We start from the raw sequence: 10,007 nt of genomic DNA, 5'->3' as shown, positions 1-10,007 counted from the left end.
TCAGTCATCGTTAAAAAGCAGCCGGGAAGAATGTCGATACCGAAGATCATAAACAGCATCGCCGCAAACAGCCCCGTTTTCGAGGGCGGGCACGTCTGGCTGGCAGGCGCCGGGCCGGGTGATGTGCGGTATCTGACGCTGGAAGTGGCACTGGCGCTCTCCCAGGCCGACGTCATCGTGCGCGATGCGCTGGTCAGTGATGATGTCGTTGCCCTTGGGCCGCAGGCCGAGATCGTTTTTGCCGGCAAAAGGGGCGGCAAGCCTTCCGCGACACAGGACAATATCACTGCATCGTTGATCGATTTTGCCCGCCAGGGAAAGAAGGTCTTGCGGCTGAAGGGCGGTGACCCGTTTGTTTTCGGACGTGGGGGTGAAGAAGCAGAGGCGCTTGTTGCCGCCGACATCCCTTTTCGTATTCTGCCTGGCATGACGTCCTCCTTCACCGCCCTTGCGTCAGCGCGAATTCCAGCGACGATGCGCGGCATCAGCCGCGCCGTGACGCTGGCGACAGGCCATGCAGCGGGCACAGAAGAGGACCTCGATTGGCTGGCACTGGCGAAGACCCGCGAACCCATCGTCGTTTACATGGGGCTCAAGAATATCGGCACGATTGCCGGGCTTCTGATGCAGGGTGAACGTTCCGGCGACACGCCGGTCGCGGTCATCATGTCCGCCACCACTCCGCAGGAGCGGATATTCATCGGAAAGCTGGAGAGCATAGCTGACGATGCAATCCGGGAAAATTTCGAAGCGCCGGCTTTGATCGTTATCGGCGAGATCGTTTCGATGCGGTCGCGCCTCGGGGTTATCGGTTCATGACGACGCGGGCAATCATCATTGGCGCTCCACGCTCCGGCTCAGGCAAGACAAGCGTGACGATCGGCCTGCTTCGCGCTTTTGCCCGACGCGGCATCAAGGTGCGCGGCATCAAGACCGGCCCGGATTACATCGATCCGGGGTTCCACGCTTTTGCGACAGGCACACCTGGCCTTAATCTCGATAGCTGGGCCATGCAGCCGGACTTGCTGTGCTATCTGTTTTCCGGACAGACAGGGGATGCGGAGCTTGTTCTCATTGAAAGCGCCATGGGCCTGTTCGACGGCATCCCGGGAGCGGAAAATCGCACCGGATCGGCGGCGGATCTGGCGCGGCTCTTCGGCATTCCCGTGCTTCTGGTGCTGGATGTGTCCGGCCAGTCGCAAACGGCGGCCGCCATTGCTCATGGCTTTGCCCACTACGATCCTGCGGTGACCATGGCCGCCGTTGTGTTGAATCGGGCGGGCAGCGAAAGACACCGGACGTTGTGCACGGAGGCCATCGAAAAGATCGGCCTTCCCGTCGCCGGATGTGTGCTGAGAGACCCGTCGCTCGTCCTTCCTGAACGACATCTGGGGTTGGTACAGGCCAGCGAACATCCGGAAATTGAAGCCCACATCGAACGGCTGGCGGATGTGATGGAGAAGTCCATCGATCTCGACGTTCTGCTGTCCCTTGCGGCACCGGTGAATGTTCCTGCCGGCTCGGGAGAGATGGCCATCGCTCCGCCCGGCCAGCGCATTGCCCTGGCCGAGGATGCAGCGTTCACCTTTCTCTATCCGCACATTAAAGCGCATTGGCGCGCAGCAGGTGCAGAGATCATTCCGTTTTCGCCGCTTGCGGACGAGGCGCCCGACGCGAGCTGTGATATCTGCTGGCTGCCGGGCGGTTATCCCGAGCTTCATGCCGGCAAGCTCGCCGATGCCGCTGGTTTCAAGGCGGGGATCGCCAGATTTGCTGCGGCAAAGCCTGTTCATGGCGAGTGCGGCGGTTACATGGTGCTCGGCGAGGCGCTGGAGGATGCCGACGGCGTCAACCACCCGATGACCGGGCTTCTGTCGCATGCCACCAGCTTTGCCACGCGCAAGATGAACCTTGGCTACCGGCAGGCGACCATTGCGGCAGATGGGTCGCTTGGTACGGCCGGTGTTGTGCTGCGCGGCCACGAATTTCATTACGCCCGCGTCACCGATCCCGGTCGTGATGAGCCATTTGCCCAGATTGCCGATGGGCAGGGCCGGCCGCTCGGGCCATCGGGCGGCAGGAGAGGAAGTGTCTCCGGCACATTTTTCCACGCGATCGCCAGAGGCAATTGATGAATTGAATCGGTGCGGCTGCGGCAAAGTGGAGCGCCCAGCGAAAGTTTCTATGTGCCGATCACGGGAAAGTGCTATAGGTCTGCAAGAGCCTATGGGGAACCGCGGTATTGCGTTCTTCGTGGCCGGTGACGGTGAGCGACTAGGCCCACTGCATTGTCCAACCCGAAATTGATATCGCGCATTTATATCGAGCGTGCCTGCCTATGGTCAAACCCGGTTTTCTCGTCTTTGCCGTCCTTGTTATGAGCATCTCGATGGTGCCAGTCGGCCATTCAGCGATGGATGCGCACGGGGGTGAGGACTATGCGACACTGGAAAAGCTCGGCGCGGCGCTCTTCGACGATCCCAATCTTTCGATGAACCGGACGATGGCTTGTTCCACCTGCCATATGCAGGCCGCCGGCTTTTCCGATGCGCGGGAGAGCGACAAGGTGGGGCGGGATGTCTCGCTCGGCGATGACGGCATCTCCCTTGGCGATCGCAATGCGCCAACGGCGGCCTACGCGAAGTTCACGCCACCTTTCGGCAAGAATGCAGCAGGAGAGTATGTCGGCGGACAATTCTGGGACGGTCGCGCCTCGCAGCTTGAGGATCAGGCAGCCGGACCGCCACTCAATCCCATCGAAATGGGCATGCCGGACATGGCATCCGTTGTCAAACGTCTGAAGGAAAACCCCGACTATGTCGCGGCCTTCGGCACGCAGTTCGGCAAGGATGTGTTCCATAGCGACGAAACCGCCTATGCCGCGATGACCAGGGCGCTGGCGAGCTTCGAGCGTTCGGCCGAATTCTCAACCTTCGATTCCAAATATGACCGTTTCCTGCGCGGCGAAGAAAAGCTTACCGATCAGGAGGAACTGGGTCGCGTGCTGATTTCCTCGACGCAGTTCACCAATTGCAATACCTGCCATGAAATCCGTGGTGCCAAGGGTCTGGAAGACGGCCTCTTCACCAACCACAAATATTTTAACATCGGCGTTCCTGCCAATACATCCGTCAGGGCTGTGAATGGTTCGAAGCCCGGCGCAGTCGATCTCGGTCTGGCGCAGAACCCAGCCGTCGCCGGCGATCCTGCCCAGCGCGGCAAGTTCAAGGTGCCGACGCTCCGCAACGTCGCCGTCACCGGTCCTTATATGCACAATGGTGTGTTCAAGGATTTGCGCACGGTCGTGCTGTTCTATGTGAAATATAAGAGCAAAAAGCCCAGCCGTCAGATCAATCCGGAAACCGGCAAGACCTGGGATGCACCCGAGGTGCCTGAGAATATCGCCATGACGGAGCTGACATCGGCACCGGCGCTGGACGATAAGCGGGTGGACGCCATCGTGGCATTTCTGAAGACGCTGACTGACCGGCGTTACGAGCATCTTCTCCCGAAGGAAGATGGGCAGGCGACGGTGCCGCCTGCCCAGCCTGTTTCAAATCTTATGCCGAAAGCGCCTTGAATTCGGCCAGAACCGCGTCGCCCATCTCGGCGGTGCTGACCTGACGGGAACCATCGGCCATGATGTCGGCCGTTCGGATGCCCTGGTCGAGCACATTCGCAATCGCCGTCTCCAGTCTGGAAGCTTCGTCCACCATGTTAAACGAGTAGCGAAGGCACATGGCGAAGGAGGCGATCATGGCGATCGGGTTGGCAATGCCCTTGCCGGCAATGTCGGGTGCCGAGCCGTGGACCGGCTCGTACATGGCCTTGCGCTTGCCGGTCTTGGCGTCGGGGGCGCCAAGCGAAGCGGATGGCAGCATGCCGAGCGAGCCTGTCAGCATGGCGGCAACGTCTGAGAGCATATCGCCAAACAGGTTGTCGGTGACGATCACGTCGAACTGCTTGGGTTTGCGCACCAGCTGCATGCCGCCGGCATCCGCCAGCATATGTTCAAGTTGGACGTCCTTGAACTTGGCAGCATGGGTTTCGGTGACAACCTGGTTCCACAACACGCCCGATTTCATGACGTTGCGCTTCTCCATCGAGCAGACGCGGTTATCGCGGGTGCGCGCCAGTTCGAAAGCGACGCTGGCGATACGCTCGATCTCGAAAGTGTCGTAGATCTGCGTATCGATGCCGCGCTTCTGGCCGTTGCCGAGATCGATGATCTGCTTCGGTTCACCGAAGTAAACGCCGCCTGTCAGCTCGCGGACGATGAGGATATCGAGGCCTTCGACCAGTTCCGGCTTCAGCGACGAGGCGGATGCGAGCGCGGGATAGCAGATGGCCGGCCGCAGGTTGGCGAACAGTTCGAGATCCTTGCGCAGGCGCAGCAGGCCGGCTTCCGGACGATGCTCATAGGGAACGCCATCCCATTTCGGACCGCCGACGGCGCCGAACAGGATTGCATCGGCGGCAAGCGCCTTTTCCATATCCGCATCGGAAATCGCCACACCATGGGCGTCGTAAGCCGAACCACCGACGAGGCCTTCCGAAACGGTGAAACCTGCATTGTGCGCGCTGTTCATATAGTCGATCAGCTTGCGGACCTCGGCCATGGCTTCAGGGCCGATACCATCACCGGGTAGCAGGAAAAGCGAACGGACTGTCATGGGGACCCCTCCTTGGGCGCACGCCTGAAGGACCGGGTGGGTCTTTCGATTACGGCGAGCGCGGCGTCAAACTCGTTTGCGTCCATGCCAGAGCGTGTCATCGGCCGGACGGTTCGACGGCTTCTTATCTCCGCCTCAGGGGCTTTTCAAGCAAAGCAAAAGCCGATCCGGTACGGTTTTGTACAGGATCGGCTTTTTCAAAGGCGTCGAACAGGCTCAGGCCCAGGGGCGGGCCGAGGCATTGGTCTTTTCAAACGTATCGATGGCGCCCGCATGCTCAAGCGTCAGGCCGATATCGTCGAGACCATTCAGCATGCAGTGGCGTTTGAACTCATCGATCTCGAAGGTGATCGTGCCGCCATCGGGGCCGCTGATTTCCTGACGCTCCAGGTCGATCGAAAGAACGGCGTTCGATCCGCGGGAAGCGTCGTCCAGCAGCTTTTCGAGGTTTTCCGGGCTGACGACGACAGGCAGGATGCCGTTCTTGAAGCAGTTATTGTAGAAGATGTCGGCGAAGCTGGTGGAAATGACGCAGCGGATGCCGAAATCCAGAAGCGCCCACGGCGCATGCTCGCGCGACGAACCGCAGCCGAAATTGTCGCCAGCGACGAGAATCTGAGCATTTTGATAGGCGGGCTTGTTCAGGACAAAATCCGGATTAGGCGAGCCATCCTCAAGATAACGCGACTCGGCAAAAAGGCCTTTGCCAAGGCCGGTGCGCTTGATGGTTTTCAGATAGTCTTTCGGAATGATCATATCGGTGTCGATATTGACCACCGGCATGGGCGCGGCGACGCCCGTCAGCTTGGTGAATTTTTCCATCTGTCGCTTTCCGTGTTTTCCATGAACGGGCTTAGAGCCAGCGGCGGCTTCCCGACGTTCAAGCCTCGAATTACTCTAAAACGCGGAACTTTAGAAGCGCAAACAGGGGCTCTTCGGTACGCCGTATGGGGCGCACCGGCATTTTTCCCGGTTAACCGACCTCAGAGATCGATGATGGTGCCCTTACCGTCGTTCCAGACGCGCATGTCGCGCTGGTTGCGGGTCTTGACCGGAATAGGAGCTGGTTTCAAACGCACGGTCAAAATCCGCGCTGCGCTGATAACCGCGAGCACGCCGATGAAAGCCACCGTGAGCGAGGCCGTGAAAAGAGCTGCCATGGCCAGAATCGCGATACCGGAGGCGGCGATGAAAAATGAACGGATGCCTTGCATGATTCAACCTTTCTTTCCAGACGAATGTGGGCCTTCTTCTTCCGGCTTGCAAGAGGATTCGGTGGATTGTCAGCTTGCAGATGTCACAAAAGCTTGACACAAGTGCGGCATGGTCAGTTTTTCAGAAAATATTCTTGCGAGACCGCGCCGTTCCATTCTCTCGGTGCCAGCGATCAACGAACGCGCGCTGGAGAAGATCCCGACGCTCGACTGTGATGCCTTCATCCTCGATCTCGAGGATTCCGTTGCTCCCGAGATGAAGGGGAAGGCCCGGGATAATCTTGAAAAGCTGTTCTCGCAGCGATCGTTCGGTTTGCGGGAAGCGATCATCCGCATCAATCCGCTTTCGACACCGGATGGGAGAGCGGATCTGCAGTTGGTCCTCTCTTGCAAGCCGGATGCGGTGCTGTTGCCGAAGGTGGAGCAGCCTGCTGCCATCCATGATCTGGCCGATCTGCTGTCCGAGGCCGATGCGCCTGAGGTGCTGAAAATCTGGGCGATGATCGAGACGCCCCTTGGTGTTCTGAACGCCGCGTCAATCGCGGATGCTGCGCATACGCCGGATTCGCGGCTTGAAGCCTTTGTCATCGGTCTTAACGATCTGCGCAAGGAAACGCGGGTTCCGGCCGCGCCGGCCCGCACCTACCTCATCCCCTGGATGATGCAGGTCGTGCTTGCCGCCCGTGCCTACGGTTTGGATGTCATCGACAGCGTGTCGAATGATTTTCGCGATATGGAAGCTTTTGAAGCTGAATGTGAACAGGGTCGAGCCATGGGCTTCGACGGCAAGATGCTGATCCATCCTGCCCAGATTGATGCCACCAATCGTTATTTCGGTCCGGATGAGACGACGATAAGGGATGCACGCCAGATCATTGCCGCTTTCACAACGCCCGAATCTGCGGAATTGAACGTCATCAACATGAACGGACGCATGATCGAGCGGCTGCATGTGGCTGAGGCCGAGAGGCTGGTCGCCATGGCCGATATCATCGCCGCGAGAAAGGAAAAAGAGACGTGAAGGTCTATCGTTTCATCACCGGTCCTGACGACGCCAAATTTTGTCATCGCGTTACCGAAGCCTTGAACAAGGGCTGGGAACTGGCGGGTTCACCAAGCTACGCATTCAATGCGGCAGCAGGTGTCATGCATTGCGGCCAGGCGGTGACCAAGGTCGTCGAGGGCAAGGAATACCATCCGGACATGAAGCTCGGAGAGCAATAACTGATGGTAGCCGCCCCGATCAGCGATCGGCGGCGGCCTCGTCGGCGCTTTCTTCGATGCGTTCCATGTCGTCATCCGACAGGCCGAAATGATGGCCGATTTCATGGATGAGGACATGGGTGATGATATCGCCAAGCGTCTCCTCGTTCTCGGCCCAATAGTCGAGAATGGGGCGGCGATACAGCGTGATACGGTTTACCATCTCGCCGGTTTCCATGGTGAAACGCTCGGAGATGCCGCGCCCCTCGAAAAGGCCGAGCAGGTCGAATGGCGTTTCGAGCGCCATGTCCTCGAACACGTCGTCGGTCGGAAAATCGGCGATCTCGATGATGAGATCCTTGGTCAGTGCGCGAAATTCTTCCGGCAGGTGGCCATATGCCTCGATCGCCAGCGACTCAAAGGCGGAAAGTGTCGGCGCGTGGCGGTCCCGCCAATCGTCGGTCTTGTCTATGCGGGCCATTTCTGCTCCTTGTTGGAAGGCCCATATAAACACTTGCTGAACAAATTTCGAGACCTGACTGCCGCAGCTGCCGAAAAAGCATGAAATTCTCGGCATTACAGTTACTTTTCAAGCCGTCTTCATCTTGACATAAACCGGCGTCTCGCGTAATCGGCACCCAAATTGATGGCGTAGTGCGCCTTCTGTTTATGCCGCCTTTCAAATGGCGGTTTCACCGGCAGACATTCCACGGGCATTCGGCCCTGACGGATTTCCGCTACTCCGACTGATAAAAAGACGGCCAGCTTGCTTTGGCGGGCAGAGCCGGAACGAACATGAAAGGATAAAAAATGTTCGCAGTCATCAAGACCGGCGGTAAGCAGTACCGCGTAGCGGCCGACGCCGTGCTGACCATCGAAAAGCTGGAAGCAGAGGCAGGCGCAACTGTAGAATTCACCGAAGTTCTCGTTGTTGGCGAAGGTGCCGACGCCAAGTTCGGTGCTCCCTTCGTCAAGGGTGCCATCGTCAAGGCTGAAGTTGTCGAGCACAACCGCGGCAAGAAGGTCATCGCCTTCAAGAAGCGTCGTCGTCAGAACTCCAAGCGTTCGCGCGGCCATCGTCAGCATCACACTGTCGTCCGCATCACGGACATCGTTGCTGCCTAATCGGCGCGACACGGGAAACAAGGTTTAAAGGAGAACTCCAATGGCACACAAAAAAGCTGGCGGTTCCTCGCGTAACGGTCGCGATTCCGAATCCAAGCGCCTTGGCGTAAAGAAGTTCGGCGGCGAAGCTGTCATTCCAGGCAACATTATTCTGCGTCAGCGCGGCACGCAGTGGCATCCGGGCGCCAATGTTGGCATCGGCAAGGACCACACGATTTTCGCACTGACCGCAGGTAACGTGAACTTCCGTACGAAGGCCAATGGCCGCGTATTCGTATCCGTGGCACCGAAAGCGGAAGCCGCAGAATAAGCCGGTAAGCGTCATATGCAGCCGGTGTCCCATCGACCCGGCTGAGACGTATCAGGTTCAGTCAAGAAAACAGGGGAGATGGGGCACCACCCAACTCCCCTTTTTCTTTAACCTCATGGAGGGACTGAACCATGCAAGCTGAATTGTTGAGGGTCGACCAATCACGGTCACCCGAAGAGCGGCCTAGGCCCGATCGGTCGAGGAGCGATTGCCCCGTTTTACTGTCGCAGAGGCTGGTTTTACGCAAGCCCCACGAAGAAGACATCGACGCCCTTGCCCATCTTGCCAACAATGCCAATATCGCGACCATGGTGTCGCGTATGCCGCACCCCTACACGGCCAAAGACGCCGCGGATTTTGTGCGACGCTCCAAAGCTGGCGAGATTGGCAAGTGCGTCTATGCAATTACCCGCATGGACAATGGCGAGTTTCTGGGCTGCTGCGCGCTCGAACCCCAGGAAGACGAAAAGACGCTGGAGATCGGTTACTGGCTGGGTGAACCCTACTGGAACCGTGGCTACATGACGGAAGCGGCGCATGCGCTGATTGACATGGCCTTCCGCACACGTGAAATCGATCAGATCGATGCGCGGTGCCGGGTGACCAACATACCGTCGCGTCGCGTCATCCAGAAGTGCGGGTTCCAGTTTCAGGGATCCGGCATGGTCGGTTCGCTGGCGCTGGGCGGCATGGTCCCGGTTGAATGGTACCGGCTGGACCGCAAGACCTGGGTTTCGCTGAAGAGCTGGGGGGACATGGGATGAGCACGCTCGAACTGACCCATCGGCGGGCCGCTGCGACCGTTGCGCCGCCCGGCCCCTGCCCCGTCATCGAAACAAAGCGTCTGGTGCTGCGGCCGCAGCGGCTTTCCGATGCCGGCAGCATTGCGGAAACGCTTGGTGATTTCGCGGTCACCAGGATGCTGGCCCGCGTTCCTGCGCCCTATCACAAGCAGGACGCACTTGAATGGCTGGTGCTGCGTACATCTGGCACCCTGCCCGACTGGGATTTCGCCATCACCAGCGGTGACGATACCCTGATCGGCGTTGTCTCCGTGGAATTGCGGCACGGCGGCTGGCATCTCGGCTACTGGCTGAACCGCTTCTACTGGGGCAAGGGCTACATGACCGAAGCTGTCGCCGCCGTGGTTGAGCGGTTTTTCCGGCGCATGCCCGGAGTGGCTCTGCATTCCGGCGTGTTTGCGGATAACCCCGCTTCGCTGCGTGTGCAGGAGAAACTCGGCTTCCGGGTGACCGGTTGCCACCAGATCTATGCCACGGCGCGCGCCGCGATGGTGGCGCATATCGATACGGTGATCACGGCTGAGGACTTCATCCGGCCGCACCGCTGACACTGAGGAGCATCGGGCCGAAAACAGACAAGTTTTCGGCCCGATGCGTTAAGCGAAGCCGGTTTGATCAAAGCCGGCCTTGTCTCGCACAGGAGCTTCCCGCACGATAGTCTTTGACCTCGTGAAGAAGC

At 59.0% G+C, this 10,007-nt stretch carries 13 protein-coding genes; 9 read left to right on the top strand and 4 right to left on the bottom strand.

Translation table 11 applies throughout. The annotated features are described in order from the left end of the window. The first annotated feature begins 30 nt into the window (after positions 1-30). The 3 genes from cobA to FS804_RS18345 all read left to right on the top strand — a co-directional run bounded on the left by cobA (position 31) and on the right by FS804_RS18345 (position 3,580). Entirely contained in the window at positions 31-819 is a 789-nt protein-coding gene (gene cobA, locus FS804_RS18355; protein WP_144578332.1) for a uroporphyrinogen-III C-methyltransferase, read from the top strand. Further along, entirely contained in the window at positions 816-2,132 is a 1,317-nt protein-coding gene (locus FS804_RS18350; protein ID WP_144578330.1) for a cobyrinate a,c-diamide synthase, read from the top strand. The genes cobA and FS804_RS18350 overlap by 4 nt, the downstream gene beginning before the upstream one ends. A gap of 206 nt (positions 2,133-2,338) precedes the next feature. Continuing rightward, positions 2,339-3,580: a cytochrome-c peroxidase gene (locus tag FS804_RS18345; protein ID WP_144578328.1), complete on the top strand. Its 1,242-nt coding sequence runs from the start codon at positions 2,339-2,341 to the stop codon at positions 3,578-3,580. Here FS804_RS18345 and leuB read toward each other — a convergent pair. The 3 genes from leuB to FS804_RS18330 form a co-directional block, all read right to left on the bottom strand. Beyond that, positions 3,561-4,673, bottom strand: coding sequence for a 3-isopropylmalate dehydrogenase (gene leuB / locus FS804_RS18340; RefSeq protein ID WP_144578326.1), 1,113 nt, complete (start codon positions 4,671-4,673; stop codon positions 3,561-3,563). The two genes, FS804_RS18345 and leuB, sit on opposite strands and share 20 nt — an antisense overlap. 216 nt (positions 4,674-4,889) lie before the next feature. Beyond that, complete coding sequence (gene leuD / locus FS804_RS18335) at positions 4,890-5,495, bottom strand: 3-isopropylmalate dehydratase small subunit (RefSeq protein ID WP_144578324.1); 606 nt, start codon at positions 5,493-5,495, stop codon at positions 4,890-4,892. 161 nt (positions 5,496-5,656) lie between these two features. Continuing rightward, positions 5,657-5,887 carry a hypothetical protein gene (locus FS804_RS18330; RefSeq protein WP_144578322.1) on the bottom strand — a complete coding sequence of 77 codons (231 nt, stop codon included), beginning with the start codon at positions 5,885-5,887 and terminating at the stop codon, positions 5,657-5,659. Positions 5,888-5,996: 109 nt separating this feature from the next. Here FS804_RS18330 and FS804_RS18325 point away from each other — a divergent pair, with 109 nt between their 5' ends. Then, entirely contained in the window at positions 5,997-6,908 is a 912-nt protein-coding gene (locus tag FS804_RS18325) for a CoA ester lyase (RefSeq protein ID WP_144578320.1), read from the top strand. Continuing rightward, positions 6,905-7,111 (top strand): DUF1737 domain-containing protein, encoded by a 207-nt coding sequence (locus FS804_RS18320; protein WP_063951515.1) that lies wholly within the window; start codon positions 6,905-6,907, stop codon positions 7,109-7,111. The genes FS804_RS18325 and FS804_RS18320 overlap by 4 nt, the downstream gene beginning before the upstream one ends. Before the next feature lie 19 nt (positions 7,112-7,130). Here the strand turns inward: FS804_RS18320 and FS804_RS18315 are convergent, their stop codons facing one another. After that, complete coding sequence (locus FS804_RS18315; protein WP_063951514.1) at positions 7,131-7,571, bottom strand: metallopeptidase family protein; 441 nt, start codon at positions 7,569-7,571, stop codon at positions 7,131-7,133. 329 nt (positions 7,572-7,900) lie between these two features. Between FS804_RS18315 and rplU the strand changes: the two genes are divergently transcribed. The 4 genes from rplU (at position 7,901) to FS804_RS18295 (ending at position 9,876) form a co-directional block, all read left to right on the top strand. Then, a complete protein-coding gene (gene rplU / locus FS804_RS18310; RefSeq protein ID WP_003492690.1) occupies positions 7,901-8,215 on the top strand; it encodes a 50S ribosomal protein L21 in 315 nt (104 codons plus the stop codon). Between the two features lie 40 nt (positions 8,216-8,255). Beyond that, on the top strand, positions 8,256-8,525 hold the full coding sequence (gene rpmA, locus FS804_RS18305; RefSeq protein ID WP_003492686.1) for a 50S ribosomal protein L27: 270 nt from the start codon (positions 8,256-8,258) through the stop codon (positions 8,523-8,525). Positions 8,526-8,656: 131 nt separating this feature from the next. Further along, positions 8,657-9,289: a GNAT family N-acetyltransferase gene (locus FS804_RS18300; RefSeq protein WP_004444125.1), complete on the top strand. Its 633-nt coding sequence runs from the start codon at positions 8,657-8,659 to the stop codon at positions 9,287-9,289. Further along, complete coding sequence (locus FS804_RS18295; protein ID WP_144578318.1) at positions 9,286-9,876, top strand: GNAT family N-acetyltransferase; 591 nt, start codon at positions 9,286-9,288, stop codon at positions 9,874-9,876. The genes FS804_RS18300 and FS804_RS18295 overlap by 4 nt, the downstream gene beginning before the upstream one ends. Positions 9,877-10,007: the final 131 nt, after the last annotated feature.

The organism is Agrobacterium sp. DE0009 (assembly GCF_007680755.1).
Taxonomy (GTDB): domain Bacteria; phylum Pseudomonadota; class Alphaproteobacteria; order Rhizobiales; family Rhizobiaceae; genus Agrobacterium; species Agrobacterium tumefaciens_B.
Note: the sequence above shows the minus strand (reverse complement) of the source record. Positions and strands in the feature narration are given on the sequence as shown.